Raw genomic sequence first — 19,543 nt, forward strand, 5'->3', positions numbered from 1 at the left:
ATTAATTTGAGTTCTTAATTCATTAAAAATATGAGTTTAGACTTTCATAAGTTTATAGAGACAGTATATTTGCAGTATGACAACTACCAAATTTCACCCTGAGGTTTATACTCAGGCACTCACAAGTAAGTCAGTGAGTTATGCTTCTCCAAGTAATATTGCTCTAATTAAATATTGGGGCAAGCACGGTGTACAAATTCCTAAAAATCCTTCTATTAGTTTTACGCTAGATACGTGTAAGACCACAACTAAATTAAGCTATATAAAGCGTGAAGAAATCAACGATGAATATGAGCTTAAAGTAATTTTAGACGGAAAGCATAAACCTGGTTTTGAACCTAAGATTCATCAGTTTTTTGGGCGTATTGAATCCTATTTAACTTTTGTAAAAGATTATGCGTTTACCATTGAAACATCAAATAGTTTTCCGCACAGTTCTGGTATTGCTTCTTCTGCCAGTGGTTTAAGTGCTCTTGCATTATGCCTTATGGAAATGGAGCGCGAGATGCAACCGGAAATGACCTTTAAACATTTCAATCAAAAGGCTTCTTTTATTGCGCGTTTGGGTTCAGGAAGTGGTTGCAGGTCTTTAGAAGGTCCTTTAGTCGTTTGGGGAGAACACGCAGAAATAAAAGGAAGTAGCGATATGTATGGTGTTCAATATCCTTATGAGGTACATCCCGTATTTGACAACTATCAAGATGCTATTCTTTTAGTAGATAAGGGTGAAAAGCCGGTTAGTAGTACCGTGGGGCATAACCTGATGCATAATCACGCCTATGCCGCCAGTCGTTTTGAACAGGCAGTGGTAAATCTATCTAGCCTAATTTCTATTTTAGAGACCGGGGATTTAGATGCTTTTGTGAGATTGGTAGAAAGTGAGGCGCTTACACTTCACGCAATGATGTTAACCAGTAATCCGTATTTTATATTGATGAAGCCAAACACGCTTCAGATCATAGATGAGATTTGGGAATACAGAAGAGAAACCGGTATTCCTGTGTGTTTTACGCTAGATGCGGGTGCTAATGTGCATGTTTTATTTCCGGATAAAGATAAAGAGCAGGTTCACGAATTTATTAAGAATGATTTAAGTAAATATTGTCAAGATAATAGGTATATTTTTGACAGTGTGGGAAGTGGTGCGATTAAGTTGTAACTTTACAGCGGCCTAATAACAAGTAGATTTATGAAAGGACCTTTATTTTATTCAAAAATTCTTCTTTTTGGTGAGTATGGAATCATCAAGGATTCAAAGGGTTTATCTATACCTTATAATTTTTATAAGGGTGCTTTGAAAGTAGATGAGAATCCAGACGAAACCGCTATTAAATCTAACGAAAGTTTAGGTCGTTTTGCTGAGTATCTTCAGCAATTGCAAGAAGATCAACCCGAATTAGTACAGTTTGATATTGAAACATTGAAAGCCGATATTTCTAAAGGGATGTATTTTGACAGCACTATTCCTCAAGGATATGGAGTAGGAAGTAGTGGAGCGCTTGTAGCTTCGATCTACGATAAATATGCTAGTGATAAGATTACGATTTTAGAAAATCTTACTCGCGAAAAATTATTGACGCTTAAGCAGGTTTTTGCGCAGATGGAGTCTTTTTTCCACGGAAAATCTTCTGGTTTAGATCCTTTAAACAGTTACTTGAGCCTTCCTATATTGATCAACAGCAAAGACGATATAGAGCCTGCTGGAATTCCTTCTCAAACTGTTGACGGTAAAGGAGCGGTTTTTCTTTTAGATAGTGGTATTGTAGGTGAAACAGCGCCGATGATCAATATTTTTATGGAAAGTATGAAGCAGGAAGGTTTCCGTAAAATGTTAAAAAATCAATTTGTAAAGCATACTGATGCGTGTATAGATGACTTTCTAAAAGGTGATGTTAAATCGCTTTTTGGTAATGTTAAGCAACTTTCTAAAACGGTACTTCGTAACTTTAAACCCATGATTCCTGCAAGTTTTCATGACTTATGGAAGCAAGGTATAGATACTAACGACTACTATTTAAAGCTTTGTGGTTCTGGCGGTGGTGGTTATATTCTAGGTTTCACCGAAGATATAGACAAAGCCCGTAAATCGCTTGACGGTCATAAGTTAGAAGTAGTCTACAATTTCTAAGAATCATCTTCTAAATACTCGTTTATGTTTCGCATAAGCCGAAGAAACAAACTATTGCTTCTCAAATTTTTGAGCTTGTTTTCGGTGGTGCGTGGGTATAATATTCTCATTATTATTTTAGCACAATACCTAGCTTCGATATTTATTTTATCGCCAGATAATCTGAGTATGCGAGAGGTAGTATTAGACCTTAATCTCTTTTTAATTGTATTGTCTACTTCATTCGTTATAGCTGGAGGCTATATCATAAATAGCTTTTACGATACTGCAAAAGATCTGATCAACAGGCCTAATAAGACCAAGCTAGACCATATGGTGAGTCAGAAAAAAATACTCACATTGTATTTTGTGCTCAACTTTATATCTATCATCGTTGCAAGCTATGTCTCTTTCTTTGCAGTGTTGTTTTTCTCGGCCTATATCTTTGGAATTTGGTTTTATTCTCATAAGCTTAAAAAAGTACTTTTTTTAGGAAATCTTACATCAGCATCTCTTGCGCTAACTCCCTTTTTTGCGGTATTTATCTATTATCGAAATTTTGAGAAGGTAATTTTTGTGCACGCCTTATTTTTAGGTTTGATTATAATTATGCGCGAACTCATCAAAGATTTAGAAAATATTAGAGGAGATATTGCCTTAGGCTATAATACGTTTCCTGTTATTTACGGCGAGCGTTTTACAAAGGCTTTAATCACATTATTTGTGGGTATTACCGTAATTCCTGCATTTTTGCTGATCAATAAATTTGACGTAGGATTGATGAATTATTATTTTTATTTGAGTACGATTCTGCTTTTGGTTTTTTTATTCTGGCTATGGAAATCTAACGAGAAGTTGCATTACTTGCTTTTGCACAATATTTTAAAATTGATTATTGTGTTGGGTGTCTTCAGTATTTTACTGATTGACACAGATGTTGTGATCAACCGTATTCTATAAAAAAAGTCATCTGGAAGGATGACTTTTTAAGGCTAATTCAAATAATATATTTACTACTTATGCTTTTTTTATGGTATAGGTAAGATTGAAAAATCGATTCCTTAAAACTTTAAGATTAGTCTTTTTGTAATTTAACCTTGACTTGATGTAATTCTCAACAGCTTTATTTTCTGTATCTACATTAAGTACAACAAGATTTCCTTGAGTAGTAACCATAAAATGAATATCACTCTCTAGAATATCCTGTTCTAATTCAATATTAGGACTTCCCAAAAGCGCTACAACCTGAGCGCGTAATTCAACGCTCTTAGATGCTGGTTTGGGGTCGGTGTTTGCAAAAAGGTTTGTTGCGCTGAGTGCAAGAGCTAAGACTAAAACGTGTAACTTTTTCATGTTTTTTTGTTTGTGATTGATATTTTAAAAGTAGTTGAGTAGGTTGCCTTATACAGCATAAATCATATTATGCTAATTTGATGAAATGCCTCCTTTTTCTTTAAAACTTAACGTACTTGACAATTTCTAAACAAATCCATTTTTAATAATTAATAGCTAGAAAACTGTGTGATATCAGAATGTTTTAGGGTGATTTAATACTAACTAATTTGAGATTTATTCTAAGTGTTTCATTTTCAATAACTATTCTGATTATTAATATAAACTAAAGATTAAGGAATGCGATTTTTAAGTATTCAGTATAGGTACTCTGAAGCTTGATTTAGCGTGTTAAATTCGTTTTTTAAATATGTATCTTTGCGCAAAATTAAATTATGAGCAGACATCAAGAAGGCAAGAGAGACGGGAAAGCGTCTGGTCGAGGTACTAATAATATGCGTAGTAAAAGTAACGCAAGAGGAAACTCACCAATAAAGAAAAATACAACCGGTAGCAGTCGCACAGCGACTACCAGTTCTAATAAAGGTGGTATTCGTTTAAATAAATACATTTCTAATAGTGGTATCTGCTCTCGTAGGGAAGCAGATATGTATATCGCCACCGGGCAGGTTACGGTTAATGGTGAGATTATTAATGAGATGGGTTATAAAGTTAATTTAGATGATGATGTGCGTTTTGACGGGCGTCGCATCAATCCTGAGTCTAAAGCTTATGTGCTGCTTAATAAGCCAAAAGGTTTTTCTGTGACTACCAGTAATTCTAAAGGAATGACGGTTATGGATCTTGTTGCAAGTGCTACAAAATCTCGCATTCAGCCGGTAGGAAGGTTAGGTCGTAATGCAACAGGACTTATCTTATTTACAAATGATGAGAAGGTTATGCAGAAATTGACCAATTCAAAATCCGGGTTGCAACGTCTTTTTCATATAGAGCTGGATAAAAACCTTAAAGGAGAGGATCTAGAAAAAATAAAGAAAGGTCTCACTGTAGATGGTAAGAAATATGATGTTGAAGATCTGAAGTATGTAGATGGCGCTCCTAAAAAGGAAGTAGGACTTCGCATAAGAAATATAGGAAGCAGTCTTATACGTACCGTTTTTGAGCATTTAGATTATCAAGTTGTACGTGTAGATTGTGTTACACTTGCCGGTTTGACTAAAAAAGACCTTCCAAGAGGTAAGTACAAACACTTGAGTGAACAGGAGATAAACAATCTTATGATGCTTTAAGGCTATGTTCTGTATTTTATTTTTAGATTTAAAGTGCTGTAAAATTGAAGGTTAGTAATTTTTTACATTACCTTAAGAGTTGATTGCATTGTATATCAAATTCTTTTTTTACATTTCCTACTTTAAATATTTTAATGAATACAAAGTATATAGATCTTATAGATCAATCTTTCTACTTTCCTCAGGAGGAATTCAAACTCGAGGACAATCAATTAAAGTTTCATGATATAGACTTGATGGCTCTTGTAGAGCAGTACGGTGCTCCATTGAAATTCAGTTATTTGCCAAAAATTTCTGAAAATATCAATAGAGCTAAAGGCTGGTTTGCAGATGCTATTGAGAAGCATAATTATAAGGGTTCTTATAATTATTGTTATTGTACAAAAAGTTCGCACTTTAAACATGTACTTGACGAGGCTCTTAAAAATGATATTCATATTGAGACATCTTCTGCTTTTGATATCGATATTGTAAATAAGCTGAAAGAAAACGGCAAGATAACAGATGATACGTTTGTGATTTGCAATGGCTTTAAACGGGACCAATACATACAGAATATCACGAGTCTTATTAATGAAGGACAGAAAAACTGTATTCCTATCATTGATAATTATGAAGAAATCAACCTGCTTACCGAAGGTATTAAAGGTGATTTTAAAATCGGTATTCGTATTGCTTCAGAAGAAGAGCCTAAGTTTGAATTCTATACTTCGCGATTAGGAATTGGGTATAAGAATATTGTTCCGTTTTATGAAGATCAGATTAAAAATAACGATCAGCTAGAGCTTAAGATGCTTCATTTTTTCATCAATACCGGTATTCGCGACAACGCGTATTACTGGAATGAGATGAACAAATGTCTTAAGGTTTACATCAGATTGAAAAAGATTTGCCCTTCATTAGACAGTCTAAATATTGGCGGAGGTTTTCCTATTAAAAATTCATTGGCTTTTGATTACGACTATGCTTATATGGTAGATGAAATCATCAACCAGATCAAGACTACTTGTGAAGAAGCTGAAGTTGCCGTACCTAATATCTTTACTGAATTCGGAAGTTTTACAGTAGGAGAGAGTGGCGGCGCAGTCTATGAAGTATTGTATCAAAAACAGCAAAATGATCGTGAAAAGTGGAATATGATAAATTCATCATTTATAACTACTTTGCCAGATACTTGGGCGATTAGTAAGCGCTTTATTATGCTGCCTGTAAACCGGTGGGATGAAGAATATGAGCGTGTTTTATTAGGCGGCCTTACGTGTGACAGTGATGATTACTACAACAGTGAGCAACACAGTAATGCGATTTATTTACCCAGATATAAAAAAGATAAACCATTATACATCGGGTTTTTTAATACCGGTGCTTATCAGGAAACCATAGGAGGCTATGGTGGTCTGCAACACTGTTTAATCCCTCAACCTAAACATATTCTGATAGATAGGGATGAAAATGGTAACTTAACAACCCGTATATTTAATGAACAACAAAAAGCAGAACAATTGCTTAAGATTTTAGGTTATGAGTACAACTAAAAATTATGCCGGCATCCCTGATGAGTTTGCCAAACTGGAGACTTCAAAAATTGTACTAATCCCGGTGCCTTATGATGGTACCAGTACTTGGGGTAAAGGTGCAGATAAAGGCCCGCAAGCTTTTTTAGATGCTTCAGAAAATATGGAGACTTATGATATTGAAACTGATACCGAAGTGTATCAGCAAGGTATTTATCTCGCTCCTGCAATAACAGAAGCTAGTTCGCCAGAAGCAATGGTAGAAGAAGTGCATAAAACAACTAAAGACTTTATCAAACGAAATAAGTTTGTGACGTTGTTTGGTGGAGAACATTCGGTTTCTATAGGTGCGATACGTGCTTTTAATGAGCTGTATGATAACCTAACAGTTTTACAAATAGATGCACATACAGACTTGCGTCAGGAGTATATGGGTAGTAAATGCAATCACGCATGTGCGATGTATGAAGCAAGCCAGACAACCAACCTTATTCAGGTAGGAATACGCAGTATGGATGCTCTTGAGAAAACCGTAATGGATGAGGATAAAACTTTTTTTGCTCACGAAATGGTACAAGATGAGTATTGGGCAGATAATGTCATAGATTTATGTACAGATCACGTTTTTGTCACATTTGATCTTGACGGATTAGACCCTTCTATTATGCCCTCTACCGGAACTCCTGAGCCGGGCGGCTTATTTTGGTATGAAACAATGGATTTCTTGAAGCGTCTTTTTGCTGAAAAGAATGTGGTAGGTTTTGATATTATGGAACTTTGCCCTAGCGAGCACGATAAATCTTCAGACTTCTTAGCTGCTAAACTTTACTATAAAATGTTGAGTTACAAATTTGAAGGAGAAGATATTGAAGATAATTATGATAATACTTACGTAGCTAAAACCTCTAAAGGTGGCGTAAATAAATTTGATCTAAATGACGATGAAGACTAAGGGAGCAATCTCTCAATTTATAGAAAAATATTATTTGCACTTTAATGCTGCTTCAGTAGTTGATGCTGCAAAAGCCTATGAAGAGCAACTCAATAATGGTGCAAAAATGCTCGTTTCTCTTGCCGGTGCTATGAGTACTGCAGAGTTGGGTAAAATTTTCGCAGAAATGATCCGCCAAGATAAGGTTCAGATTATCTCTTGTACAGGTGCAAACCTTGAGGAAGATATTATGAATCTGGTAGCACATTCGCATTACAAGCGTGTACCTAACTACCGCGATCTAACTCCGCAAGAAGAATGGGATCTTTTAGAAAAAGGTCTCAATCGTGTTACTGATACGTGTATTCCTGAAGAGGAAGCTTTTCGTAGGTTGCAACAACATATTTATAAAATCTGGAAAGATGCAGATGATGCCGGTGAGCGTTACTTACCGCACGAGTTTATGTATAAGATGTTGTTGAGTGGCGTTCTTGAAGAATACTACGAGATAGATCTTAAAGATTCTTGGATGTATGCCGCTGCAGAAAAAAACTTGCCTATTATCTGTCCGGGATGGGAAGATAGTACGATGGGTAACATCTTTGCTTCTTATGTGTTGAAAGGAGCGCTTAAAGCTTCAACAATGAAGTCTGGTATTGAGTATATGACATTTCTTGCAGATTGGTATACCAACAATTCTAAAAACGGAATTGGATTCTTCCAGATAGGTGGTGGTATTGCCGGAGATTTCCCTATTTGTGTGGTGCCTATGCTGTATCAAGATATGGAACGGGAAGACACACCATTTTGGAGTTATTTCTGTCAGATCTCAGATTCTACAACCAGTTACGGTTCATATTCAGGAGCTGTGCCTAATGAGAAAATCACTTGGGGTAAACTCGACATCAATACACCAAAATTTATAATAGAAAGTGATGCAACTATCGTTGCTCCACTTGTATTTGCATATTTATTAGATATGTAAAACAAATTTTAGTCAATTAAAAAGCCTCCGGAATTCTAAATTCGGGAGGCTTTTTTTATGAATCTATTTTCAGGTTAAAAAATAGGTGTTTTATTCTTTTATAGTCTTTGGTGGTGCACTTTCAGTTTTCCATTCTATTAATGGAGAAGGATAATAATTTACATTATTTTTTTCTAAAAACGGAACCTGATTGCCTAGGCGAACTTTATAATTTTCCCAATCTCTGTTTTCAGGTTGTGACCAGTTCAATTCGGCAAAACCAATAGCTCTCGGGAATGCTAGATATTCAAGTTCGCTAATGTTGCTAACGGTCTCAGACCAAAGCGGCGCTTCAATACCTAAAATATTTTCTTGTGGAATATTCTCATACGATTCCGGTTTCCAGATATAGGCTGTGTCTATCGGTACATATCCGGCCCAACTCAGTCCATATTCAGATTCAAGATCGTATTTCATATCCAGATACGCTTTATTTGCGGGAGACATGATAATCTTCAGGTTTTTGGCTACGGCCATTTTTGCATTGTCTGTACTTGACCAAAACTGAGCGATAGAAGTAGTGTCAATATCTGCCGTTACCACTTCATCCCAACCAATCATGATCTTGTTATAGCGCTGAACAATTTTTTCAGCTTTATTTACAAAATAGATATAATCTTCCTTTTTGGTTACGTGACTTTCATCACCACCTATGTGAAAATAAGGTCCGGGTGTTAATGCCGAAATCTCTCGTACCACATCATCTATAAACGTATAAACAGTATCCTTGCGTGTATCAAATGTGCTAAAACCTACGTGCGTACCTCTATATATTTCTGGAGTTTTACCGTTTCCATTTAAAAAAGGATAAGCTACTGAAGCGGCATTGGTATGACCGGGCATATCGACCTCAGGAATTATGGTTATGTGATTTTGAGCAGCGTATTCAACAATGGTTTTGTAATCTTCTTGGGTGTAAAAGCCACCGGGTTCGTCACCTACTTCTGTGGCTCCGCCTATTTCGGTAAGTTTAGGCCACGACTTTATCTCAATGCGCCAACCTTGATCATCTGTAAGGTGTAAATGCAGCATGTTGTACTTATAGTAAGCCAGAAGATCAATGTATTTTTTAACTTCTTCCACAGTGAAGAAATGACGTGCTACATCTAGCATGGCACCGCGATAAGCAAATAATGGCGTGTCATTTATAGTTCCTGAAGCTATAGGCCACACAGGGTAATCAATTATAGAATCGTTAGCCTTTAATGGGATAAGTTGGCGTAAGGTTTGTATTCCTCTAAAGGCTCCTGCAGAGCTTCCTGCACTCAAAACAATAGAATCTTTATTAATTTTTAAGAAATAAGATTCTTGATTGATTTTAGAAAGACTATCTGATTGGTGAATGTAGATAACGCTTTCTTGATTGGGGTATTCTGTATTCACAGGAATATCAAGTTCTACTAAGTCTTTTATTTTAGCAGCTAAAAACAAGCCGACATCATTAAATCCTAACGAATCAGGAGCGGTGTGAATAGCTGTATATTGATCTAAAGGGAAAGCGCTGTATGTAGCTTTTGTAGTTGAAGGTTTTGGGATGAGGTCAGCCTGAGTTAAATCGGTTTTAGGAAGATTTAATATTCGAGGATCTTTTTCTGGTTTACAGGAAAAAAAGAGCATTGCAATACAGCTGAATGCTAAAGCTGAAGATCTAAAATAGTGCATCAATAATTTTTTTAATAGAGTAGGTTTTTTACTGCTATACTTGGCTTTCTAACGAAAAGCTTCCTGCAAATTACGTCATCAAAAATTATAAAAAGAAAAAGCGCTCTGTAAATTAATGCACGTGTCAGAAGTTGTGTGATTAACAAAAACGGGAAAACTTTAGATTTGCTTTAGAAGTATTGCTTATTTTCGCAAACTTATTTATTAGTATGTCTTACAAGTTAACGGTAGTCGTTCCTGTTTATAATGAAGAAGATAACTTGCTTCGTGTGGAGCAGGTTTTTCAGGATTATTTTAAAATAGCTGCGGTACCTACTCAGGTACTTTTTGTAAATGATGGTTCTAAAGATAAAAGTCAAGAACTTATAGAAACCATTTGCGCACGTAGTGAAGGATTTCAGTTTATTTCTTTTGCAAAAAACTACGGACTGAGCGCAGCGATAAAAGCAGGTTTTGATTATACTACTACTCCGTTAGTAGGCTATATAGACAGCGATCTGCAAACCACTCCGGAAGATTTTAATATTCTTATAAAATATGCTGAAGACTATGATTTGGTAACGGGTCACCGTGCTGATCGCAAAGATTCTTTTGTGAAGAATATGTCTAGTACGATTGCCAATACTATTAGGCGAGCTTTTACTCACGATGGGATGGACGATACGGGCTGTCCGCTAAAGGTTATCAAAACAGATTATGCGAAGCGCATTCCTATGTTTAGAGGTTTGCATCGTTTTTTACCTGCTATGATTATGTTACAAAATGGGAAAACCATACAGGTGCCTATCAGACATTTTCCACGTATAGCAGGTACCGCAAAATTCGGTTTATGGAATCGTTTACTGGGGCCTTTGATGGACTGTTTTGCATACCTCTGGATGAAGAAAAAGTATATTAATTATGAGGTAGCCAAAAAATCGAATGGATAGTCCTATCTGGATATATTGTATTGGGTTTTTAGCACAGCTTATGTTTTCGGGCCGGCTTATTATTCAGTGGTTTCTTAGCGAAAAACAAAAGCGTGTTTTAACACCTTCTACCTTCTGGTGGTTGAGTCTGGGTGCTTCTTTCTTATTGTTTGTTTACGGTTATTTGCGAGAAGACTTTGCCATTATGTTGGGACAAACATTGACGTATTTTATATACATCCGTAATTTGCAACTTCAAGGGCAGTGGGTGAAGTCACCTAAAACTTTGCGCTGGTTCTTACTTATTTTTCCGGCTCTGTTAGTTATCTATTCCTATAATAACGGTAACTACGATTTGGATAAGTTATTCAGAAACGAAAGTATTCCACTCTGGCTTTTGATATTAGGTAGCATTGCTCAGCTGATATTTACACTTCGTTTTATTTATCAATGGGTATATTCTGAACGTAAGAAAAAATCAAGTTTACCGTTAGGTTTTTGGCTTCTGAGTCTTGTGGGTGGATTACTTATTCTTACCTACGCGATACTCAGAAAAGATCCGGTTCTTTTTGTGGGGCATTTAATGGGAGTTTTTATCTATTTTAGAAATATGCGACTCTCTATAGGTATTGATAAAGAATGAAAATTTCAGAAAAATATTATCCTTTAATTCTCGTAGCAGCTTGTCTGTTTTTGTTCTTTCCGCATCTCGATGTGTTGTATGCTAATATTATGGAAGCGCGTAACTTCAACACCGCTCGGGAAATGCTGGAGCATAACAACTGGGTGTTGACCACAATGAATGGCGAAGCTCGTTATGAGAAACCACCGCTTCCCACATGGCTTGTAGCTTTTTCAGCTGGAATTTTTGGGATTACAAAACTTTGGGCATTACGTTTGCCTTCAGCCCTTATAAGCACGGTTTTGATCTTGTTTAGTTTTTCGCTTTCGCGGAAGCGTATGCAGCTCAGTGCAAAGCAAAGTTTATATGGAAGTTTCATTTTAGCTACTTCATTTTACATTCTTTTTGCAGGCAGAAACGGAACCTGGGATATTTTTGCGCACGCTTTTATGCTAGGCGGAATTTACTTCCTATTTCAGTTTTTTACCACTGAATCAAAAATTTATCAAAATGCTGCACTTGCTGGTTTGTTTATCGGCTTATCTTTTATGAGTAAAGGACCGGTAAGTCATTTTGCCTTATTACTTCCTTTTCTAATCGCTTATGTAGCGGTTTTTAAGCTGAAAACATCCAGAAGTCGCACAGTTCCGTTTATACTTTTAGTGTCGATTACATTGGTCTTGAGCTCGTGGTGGGCACTAGCAATTTATTTTGGAGACAGTGAGACAGCAACCGCAATTGCTGATAAAGAAACGACGGCTTGGGCAAATAGAAATATGCGAGCGTTTTACTATTACTGGAGCTTTTTTACGCAAAGCGGAATCTGGACGATTCCTGCGTTTGTAAGTCTTTTATATCCCTATTTAAAATCAAGGTGTTCTAATTTAAAGATGTATCGCTTCAGCCTGATCTGGACGTTGGCTGCAGTAGTTCTGTTATCGTGTATCCCTGAGAAAAAGTCGCGCTATTTATTGCCGGTACTTATTCCGTTAGCACTAAACACCAGTTTTTATATCGAGTATTTAGTTCGTGCTTTTAAAGTTTTAAAAGACAAACGAGAGACTGTTCCGGTTTATTTTAATTTCGGAATCATTGGTCTGGTTTGTTTCCTGACGCCTATAGCAGGTTATTTGGTTTTGAGTTCCAATTTAGACGGACTTTACTTTTGGTATATTTCTTTGAGCCTGGTGTTGCTGATAACTGGTGTTTTTATCTTTAAATATTTAGCAAAGCGAAAAATAGAACGCGTTTTTTTCTTAGTGATTGGCTTCACTTGCGCGGTGATTACTTTTGGATTTCCACTTGTGCGTGCAAGTTATACGAATGAAGATTACGCGCAGTTGGCGCCTAAAGTTCAGCAGTTACTGTCTGAGGAAAAACAATTGTATTTATTTGAGAATTCTTCTCCGGAACTAATTTGGGATTTAGGGCAACGTGTACCCGTGCTCAATACTCGTGAAGGCTTGCATTTACCTACTCAAACTCCGTTTTATTTAATTTTAGAAGAAGAACGTCAAGAAGAATTGAAAGAGCTGCTGGATGGCTTTAATATGACATTAGAAGGCTGCTATGATGGAAACATAACGACAAAAGCAGATCGTAATTATAAAACCCGAAGAGTTGGTTGCTTATATCTGGTTTCTAAAGCCAATTAAGAAAATAACTTCAGGGCTTTGTTGTTTATCAATTCCCAAATCAAATAGCTAGCAACAGCGCTATATTCTAGCGCTACCAATACTAAATTTTCGTGTACGTTATCTGCTTGATACGCGGCATAACTCAGTATCACAGCCGCACTCCAAATTAAAGCATATCTATATTTTGTAAAAACCGAAAGCAAAAGAGGTGTAGCAATATACCACGGGTGAACGGTTGTAGAAAACGCAAAGTAAATCGAAGCGCTAAATAGCAAGACACAGAGTAGGCGGTTAGGCGAATTATTCTTTCGAAGAAATGTGAAGAGCAGTAAAATTGCAATCACAATAACCGGAAGCATCTTCCCTGCAGAACCTATGATGTTATAGCCTTTAACCTGAAAACCAATCCAGCGAACTATGTAGTAAATACTGGCGTTAAATTCAAATTTCTGAAACCAAAGTGCAATCGTATCTGTAAAATGATTCAGGAGTTCTGCATTTAAAAATGGAGCAAAACTGACAGCAAAAATAAGCAGAGCGACAGAGTAGTATCGAATCAAAAACCAAATGGATTGGAGTGGTTTCTTCAAAAAAGGATTATAGATTTTTGAAATTCGATTTTCTGAACTACTGCTTTTAATCAAATACTGAAACAATACAGGAAGCAGCAGCAGCGGCAATAATTTAACCGAAATAGAACATCCCATTAAGACCGCAGACCAGAGCCAGTTTCCGCGTATTAAAAGGTAGATTGATGCGATTAAGAAAAAGAGCATCACCCCTTCAAAATGTAGATTACCGGTGAGCTCGATGATGATAAATGGGTTGAGAAAATACCAAAAAATCTGATGTTCGGGGAGCTTTAGCTTTTCAAGCAGTTTTCTTCCAATCCAGAGAATTCCAAGATCTGCAGCGATGATACAAAGTCTCAAAACCAAAACACCGCCCAAAATCGAAGAGCCACTCAAAATACCCGAAAGCCAAAAGAAAAACTGATTGACCGGTGGATAGTTAGAGAAATGCTGACGGCTTAAACCACTCATTCCGTCCAATAATACCTGGCTTTGGTTTATGGGAATTTCTCCGGAAGTAACCCACTGATTGGGTGTCAACAAATACGGACTTAAGCCTTTTGCGAGTAGCCTGCCATCCCACAAAAATCTGAAGTAGTCTTGTGATAAATTAGGCAAGGCGATTATAAAAATCAGACGAGCTAAAACACCCAAAATTACTAATGTTTTAAAATTGAATCGTAACAGTTGTATGAGTTTAAAGCTGAGGTAAAACGACCCGGCAAAAAGGGTGATGAGTCGTACAAAATCTGAACGCTCCAGATCGTATGCAAACGCAGCATAAAGTACAAGCACTGTAAGTGCCATTATGATTTGTATTTTATAGGTTTTGAGCGTTTGAAGCAAGAATTCGGGTTTTTAAAATCGATTAAAAATAAGGAATATACTCACGGACTAGCGATTGTAACGGCATCCTTTTTAATCAAGTTTTTGTGATTTAAAACGATATAGTGGAAAGCGCGGTATTGCTGAAGCTATAGGGGAAGAATAAGATCCTAAAACTAAGCTCTTGAAAAAATAGATTTAAAAGCCACAAAACCAAAACCACAAAAAAGCATGAGGTGAAAAAGAATTAAACCAAAATCGTTAATGCGAAATGCACTATAAATCGCAAAACCAAAATAGAGAAAAAGTAAGCTTTCTAAAATCATATTTACTGAGAGCTTTTTCTTGAGGTAGATATTAGTTTTTAAGTTTTTGGTTTTGCTGAGATTGAATTTTGGTGTGCGAATAAATTCTGACTTTTTACCAAAATGCCCTTCTAAAACCGCGAGCGAATTATGAACGCTAAAGCCCATCGCTATAGAAAAAAAGGTAAAAAACATCCCAATATATTTTAGAAAATTCTTGAAGCCGCCACCGTGAATACGTTTGTAAGTGACCCAATAACAACCAAAAAAGATGATTGTACTAATGGCAAAAAAAGCAATCACATTAAAATACCAGCTATACGTGAGATTGTTATTTTTGATATATAAAATAGGCACGCTGAGAATGGCTACCAGTAAAACCAGCAGAAACATACTGCTGTTTAATAAATGGAAAAAACTATGGAATTTAGTTTTAAAAGAAACCGTAGGATCTTTCAATAAGCGACCGTATAATTTTTGAAAGTTCTCTGCTGCACCTTTATTCCATCTGAATTGTTGAGAGCGCGCGGCGCTAATTGCAACGGGTAATTCTGCAGGAGTTTCTACTTCTTCTAAATATTTAAAATCCCATTTGTTGAGTTGGGCGCGATAGCTGAGATCCAGATCTTCGGTTAGGGTGTCGCCTTGCCAGTTACCGGCATCCAGAATACAAGTCTTACGCCAGATACCAGCTGTGCCGTTAAAGTTGATAAAATGATGCCCAAAGTTGCGACCTACCTGCTCCAGTACAAAATGGAAATCTAAAGCAAATGCCTGAATTTTGGTAAGCAATGAGTAATCGCGGTTGAGGTGCGCCCAGCGGGTTTGTACCACGCCTATTTTTTCATCTTTAAAATACGGTACAGTTTTGTACAGCCAGTCAGCATGGGGTACAAAGTCTGAGTCAAAAATAGCGATAAATTCTCCTTTTGCAATCGCAAGTCCTTCTTTTAAAGCACCGGCTTTAAAGCCTGTTCGGTTTGTGCGGGTGATGTGTTTTATAGGGATTCCGGCAGCTTGAAGTATTTCAATCTTTTGACGGGTAGCTGTTAAGCTTTCGTCTGTAGAATCATCTAAAACCTGAATTTCTAATTTATCTTTTGGGTAGTCTAATTGTGCAATATTTTCAAGAAGTCGCTCTACCACGTACAGTTCGTTATATAATGGCAACTGTATGGTCACAACAGGAATTTCTTTAGGATTTGAAAAGTCAAAAACCGGTACGTTTTCGGTATTTTTCTTAGCCTTAAAATAGTTAAGAAGCAGGTTCAATTGTGCCAGACTATACAGAAAAATTACTGTTAGCGCCAGAGTGTATATGATGACAATTGCTGTTTGCATTACTTAAAACTATACTTGAAAATCCATCCTAGAATTTTTACACCGGCAAATATAGCACCTTTAACGGTTCCTGAAACTTTAGAGACACCTATACGGTTTCTATACATCATCGGTATTTCTACATAGGTAAGTCTTTGCTTTAAGGCTTTGAGCTGCATCTCTACCGTCCATCCGTAGGTTTTGTCTTCCATATCCAGAGCGAGTAATTTATCATACTTTATGGCTCTAAATGGACCCAGATCTGTAAATTTTGAATTGAAAAACCAGCGCATCAAGCTAGTTGCTAACCAATTCCCAAAACGCTGTGGAAAGGTCATACTTCCATTTTCTCGTAATTCTTTTACGCGTGCACCTATTACAAAGTCAATATCATCGTTTATAATAGGGGCGACCAAGTCGTCAAGTTGCTCCGGGTAGTCGCTGTAATCACCGTCCAGAAAAACTATAACATCTGGTTTTTCTTTTTGAGATGCTACATAACTCATCCCTTTTAAACAGGCATACCCATAACCCGGTCTGTCTTCAGTCAGTACGGTTGCACCAGCATTTTTAGCGCGTAATTGAGTCTGATCTTTAGAATTGTTGTTGACTACGATTATTTCGTCAACAATATTAGGAATGTCAGCTACAACAAGGCCTATGGAGTCTTCTTCATTAAAAGCCGGGATGATTACTTTAATTTTTTGCATTAAAAGCGGGCGTTAGGGTTGTCTTTTTTAAACTGAGATATGTTCGTCCAGCTTCCGGAGAGTTGATCTTGATCATATCTATTAGCTTTTATAAGTTTTTCATTTTTATAAAGCAGGCCGTAACCTTCCTTTACATTATTTTGATACTGAATTTTTTCTTTTTGTTTTTTTGATAAATAGACAATCCACCAACTTATTTTTTGATCTTGATCATAATGACCTTCTCTTGTAAGTCTAGCATCACTATCATAATAAAACCAATATCCATTTTTCTGATTATTATGATATGAGCCTTTAGCCTTAATCGATCCTGAAGGGTAATAATAATACCAATATGCTTCTTTTGCAGCACCTTTTTGCCATCCTTCAGCAATTAAATTTCCATTGTCATCAAATTCCCGCAAGTAGATTTTGCTTTCCTGAGAAAAGTAAATGAAACCAATTAAACACAGTAAGGTTTTAAATAGCATGGAATTGTTATTGTAAGACGAAAAAGATTGAGTGAACTAACATTTAGCTTTCAAGGATTGTATACGCAAAATTTACTGTTTAGGTTTTTAACAAAAAATTAAGAAAACTAAATTGTGAATTACAGCGTAAGTGTCGTGTAACTAAAAAACAATTACTATGAACGTAAATTTACGATTTCTTGCTGGTGCTCTTTTTATGCTACCGGTTATGATGATTGCTCAAAGCCCGGTAAGTGGTTTTATGAAAGCTAAAGGATATGGTAGTATTACTGCCTCATTCTCTTCTGAAAAATACGATGAAGTATTTCTGGTGCCAACTAAGGTAGATGGAGTGCCAGTATTTAATGAAGTGCAGACGACCAGTTATTCACTCTATGCTGAATATGGTATTTCAGACAACTTCAACCTGGTATTCAACCTTCCTTACATTAAGTCTGAAGGCGAAGCCACTCCTGAAACCCTTGCTAATAACGGTTTTGAAAATGAGCGCAAAGGGGTGCAGGATGTGAGTCTTTACGGGAAATACCGCTTTGCTTCAAAAGCTACGCCTAACGGAATGATCAATTTTATCGCTGCTGCGGGTATTGAGACGCCTTTAGGAGATTATAGAGTTGATGAAGAGTTACAGTCTATTATCGCGATAGGTAACCGTTCTACAGATATTACCGGTCTTGCCATTGCTACATACAAACACAATGGTGGCTTTTTTGCAACCGGACAAATCGGGTACAGCTTGCGCAGTAACAGCGTGCCTAATGCGTTGTTGAGTGAAGTAAAATTAGGCTATGCAGCTTCAAAATTCTATTTAGACGCGTACGTGGCTAACCAACTATCTGACGATAGTGGTGTAGATATTTTAGGGGAAGGCTTTACGGGCTTTTTCCCGGCAACCCGGGTGAACTATACCCGTATCGGCTTCAATGCGTATGTGCCTGTTTATAAAGGAATAGGTGTTTCTGGCGGATATTCAAACTATATCGAAGGACGTAACCTGGGTGATGCAGATGGCTTTAACTGGGGTGTAACTTATTCGTTTTAAGTAACAGCGATTTAAAATTTTCAATTAACTATTTAAAATATATTATGAAAAATCTATATACATATACCGGGATTGCACTAGCCTGTTTAGGTATCGTTTTAACCACATCTTGCGAGGCTGACTCTGCCTATGAAGATGAGCAACCCTCAATTGCGGGTATTGCTGTAGCCAATGCCGATTTTAGCACGCTGGAAGCAGCAGCAGTTCTAGGCGAAGTTGCAGTTACTCTAAGCAACAGTAATGGGAATGATCCTTCAGGAGACTTCACCGTTTTTGCACCTACAGACGATGCTTTTGCTCGTTTGGGTTTAAAAGAAACAACCTTGGGGGTTCTGCAACAACCTTTTTTAAAGAACACTTTGCTGTATCATGTTTCTGACGGAAATTTGGTAAATGCCGGGTTCGAGGCAGGCGGTAGTGCTCCTTCATTATTGGGTCCCCCACGCCGATTTATAAACCGCGACGGGGCTATGTATATCAATGGTTCAGAAATTTTGGCTACCGATATTTCGGCATCAAATGGAACCGTTCACGTGATCGATAAAGTGATGATCGCTTCAGGTGCAGATGTTGTACAGACAGCTATAGCACTTAATGATGGTAACGTTTTTAAAAACCCTGAACTTACTTTTTTAGTAGCTGCTGTTGTTTATGCTGATTTAGCAGGTGCTTTGAGCAATACTGATGCTAGTTTTACTGTTTTTGCCCCAAACGATGCAGCGTTTAAAGCTGTTTTAGCAGCAGTACTTGGTGATGATTATACCGGTACAACTGATGATATTGCAAAATTAGATACGGCTTTAGGTGCCGGTACAGTACAAGCTATTTTATTGAATCACGTTTTTGCTGATGTTAATGCAGGTCAGTTTACCTCAGAATTAAACGCAGGCACTTATGATGCTTTAGGTTCTGATGATATAACCCTTGGAGCTTTTACTGATGGTGTTCTAACAGTTAGCGGATCTGGTAATACAGCTCCCGCAAATATGGTAATCCCCGATGTACAAACCACAAACGGAATCGTACATGTAATTGATCAGGTTTTATTGCCAGTATTATAAAAATTCCATTATTAAAAAAACGCAGTGTTGCCCATTTCGTAAAAAATGAAAATAATGTTTGATTATTAGATTTGTTATAAGAGGTGTAGGTGGAGATCTGCAGCTTTTTTATGGATAAATGAGTTTGAATTGCAATAATGACGATTAAAGGATTAGCTATTATTCTTAAAATAACGATATCTGGTAATTCGGTTTAAAGAGGTTATACTGGTGCTATTATTTTAGGTTAGGTTAGTTTAAAATTTGAAAATCAA

General features: G+C 36.8%; 18 protein-coding genes. 12 read left to right on the top strand and 6 right to left on the bottom strand.

Features of this window, described 5'->3' with window-relative positions; all coding sequences use genetic code 11:
- The first annotated feature begins 76 nt into the window (after positions 1-76).
- Genes BUB91_RS15845 through BUB91_RS15855 form a run of 3 tightly spaced genes read left to right on the top strand, consistent with a single transcriptional unit; the run spans position 77 to position 3,067 of the window.
- Complete coding sequence (locus tag BUB91_RS15845) at positions 77-1,159, top strand: diphosphomevalonate decarboxylase (protein ID WP_073100254.1); 1,083 nt, start codon at positions 77-79, stop codon at positions 1,157-1,159.
- 30 nt (positions 1,160-1,189) lie between these two features.
- Positions 1,190-2,128: a mevalonate kinase family protein gene (locus tag BUB91_RS15850; protein WP_073100255.1), complete on the top strand. Its 939-nt coding sequence runs from the start codon at positions 1,190-1,192 to the stop codon at positions 2,126-2,128.
- A gap of 24 nt (positions 2,129-2,152) precedes the next feature.
- Positions 2,153-3,067: a geranylgeranylglycerol-phosphate geranylgeranyltransferase gene (locus BUB91_RS15855; RefSeq protein ID WP_073100256.1), complete on the top strand. Its 915-nt coding sequence runs from the start codon at positions 2,153-2,155 to the stop codon at positions 3,065-3,067.
- A 57-nt stretch (positions 3,068-3,124) separates the two neighbouring features.
- Here the strand turns inward: BUB91_RS15855 and BUB91_RS15860 are convergent, their stop codons facing one another.
- Positions 3,125-3,460 carry a hypothetical protein gene (locus tag BUB91_RS15860; RefSeq protein WP_073100257.1) on the bottom strand — a complete coding sequence of 112 codons (336 nt, stop codon included), beginning with the start codon at positions 3,458-3,460 and terminating at the stop codon, positions 3,125-3,127.
- A gap of 374 nt (positions 3,461-3,834) precedes the next feature.
- Here BUB91_RS15860 and BUB91_RS15865 point away from each other — a divergent pair, with 374 nt between their 5' ends.
- From BUB91_RS15865 to BUB91_RS15880, 4 genes are all read left to right on the top strand, one after another.
- Positions 3,835-4,689, top strand: coding sequence for a pseudouridine synthase (locus tag BUB91_RS15865; RefSeq protein WP_073100258.1), 855 nt, complete (start codon positions 3,835-3,837; stop codon positions 4,687-4,689).
- Positions 4,690-4,823: 134 nt separating this feature from the next.
- Positions 4,824-6,224, top strand: a complete 1,401-nt coding sequence (locus BUB91_RS15870; protein ID WP_073100259.1) for an arginine decarboxylase — start codon at positions 4,824-4,826, stop codon at positions 6,222-6,224.
- On the top strand, positions 6,211-7,155 hold the full coding sequence (gene speB, locus BUB91_RS15875; RefSeq protein ID WP_073100260.1) for an agmatinase: 945 nt from the start codon (positions 6,211-6,213) through the stop codon (positions 7,153-7,155). The genes BUB91_RS15870 and speB overlap by 14 nt, the downstream gene beginning before the upstream one ends.
- The gene (locus BUB91_RS15880) at positions 7,145-8,119 is read left to right on the top strand and encodes a deoxyhypusine synthase family protein (protein ID WP_073100314.1); all 975 of its coding nucleotides are present in this window, start codon (positions 7,145-7,147) and stop codon (positions 8,117-8,119) included. Before speB ends, BUB91_RS15880 begins: the two co-directional genes overlap by 11 nt.
- Positions 8,120-8,209: 90 nt before the next feature.
- Here BUB91_RS15880 and BUB91_RS15885 read toward each other — a convergent pair whose 3' ends face one another.
- A complete protein-coding gene (locus BUB91_RS15885; protein WP_073100261.1) occupies positions 8,210-9,820 on the bottom strand; it encodes a family 20 glycosylhydrolase in 1,611 nt (536 codons plus the stop codon).
- Positions 9,821-10,029: 209 nt separating this feature from the next.
- Between BUB91_RS15885 and BUB91_RS15890 the strand changes: the two genes are divergently transcribed.
- The 3 genes from BUB91_RS15890 to BUB91_RS15900 are packed head-to-tail and all read left to right on the top strand — an operon-like array spanning position 10,030 to position 13,005.
- The gene (locus tag BUB91_RS15890) at positions 10,030-10,749 is read left to right on the top strand and encodes a glycosyltransferase (protein ID WP_073100262.1); all 720 of its coding nucleotides are present in this window, start codon (positions 10,030-10,032) and stop codon (positions 10,747-10,749) included.
- Positions 10,742-11,371 carry a lipid-A-disaccharide synthase N-terminal domain-containing protein gene (locus BUB91_RS15895; protein ID WP_073100263.1) on the top strand — a complete coding sequence of 210 codons (630 nt, stop codon included), beginning with the start codon at positions 10,742-10,744 and terminating at the stop codon, positions 11,369-11,371. Before BUB91_RS15890 ends, BUB91_RS15895 begins: the two co-directional genes overlap by 8 nt.
- Positions 11,368-13,005, top strand: a complete 1,638-nt coding sequence (locus BUB91_RS15900; RefSeq protein WP_073100264.1) for an ArnT family glycosyltransferase — start codon at positions 11,368-11,370, stop codon at positions 13,003-13,005. Before BUB91_RS15895 ends, BUB91_RS15900 begins: the two co-directional genes overlap by 4 nt.
- Here the strand turns inward: BUB91_RS15900 and BUB91_RS15905 are convergent.
- The 4 genes from BUB91_RS15905 to BUB91_RS15920 all read right to left on the bottom strand — a co-directional run bounded on the left by BUB91_RS15905 (position 13,002) and on the right by BUB91_RS15920 (position 17,189).
- Positions 13,002-14,405, bottom strand: a complete 1,404-nt coding sequence (locus BUB91_RS15905; protein ID WP_083557984.1) for an MptA/MptB family glycosyltransferase — start codon at positions 14,403-14,405, stop codon at positions 13,002-13,004. The genes BUB91_RS15900 and BUB91_RS15905 overlap by 4 nt on opposite strands.
- Positions 14,406-14,560: 155 nt before the next feature.
- Entirely contained in the window at positions 14,561-16,030 is a 1,470-nt protein-coding gene (locus tag BUB91_RS15910; protein WP_073100265.1) for a cellulose synthase family protein, read from the bottom strand.
- The gene (locus BUB91_RS15915) at positions 16,030-16,719 is read right to left on the bottom strand and encodes a glycosyltransferase family 2 protein (RefSeq protein WP_073100266.1); all 690 of its coding nucleotides are present in this window, start codon (positions 16,717-16,719) and stop codon (positions 16,030-16,032) included. The genes BUB91_RS15910 and BUB91_RS15915 overlap by 1 nt, the downstream gene beginning before the upstream one ends.
- Positions 16,719-17,189 (bottom strand): toxin-antitoxin system YwqK family antitoxin, encoded by a 471-nt coding sequence (locus BUB91_RS15920; RefSeq protein WP_073100267.1) that lies wholly within the window; start codon positions 17,187-17,189, stop codon positions 16,719-16,721. Before BUB91_RS15920 ends, BUB91_RS15915 begins: the two co-directional genes overlap by 1 nt.
- 157 nt (positions 17,190-17,346) lie before the next feature.
- Here BUB91_RS15920 and BUB91_RS15925 point away from each other — a divergent pair, with 157 nt between their 5' ends.
- Positions 17,347-18,228, top strand: coding sequence for a hypothetical protein (locus BUB91_RS15925; RefSeq protein ID WP_241652640.1), 882 nt, complete (start codon positions 17,347-17,349; stop codon positions 18,226-18,228).
- A gap of 44 nt (positions 18,229-18,272) precedes the next feature.
- Positions 18,273-19,289 (top strand): fasciclin domain-containing protein, encoded by a 1,017-nt coding sequence (locus BUB91_RS15930; RefSeq protein WP_073100268.1) that lies wholly within the window; start codon positions 18,273-18,275, stop codon positions 19,287-19,289.
- Positions 19,290-19,543: the final 254 nt, after the last annotated feature.

The organism is Leeuwenhoekiella marinoflava DSM 3653 (assembly GCF_900129005.1).
GTDB classification, from domain to species: Bacteria; Bacteroidota; Bacteroidia; order Flavobacteriales; family Flavobacteriaceae; genus Leeuwenhoekiella; species Leeuwenhoekiella marinoflava.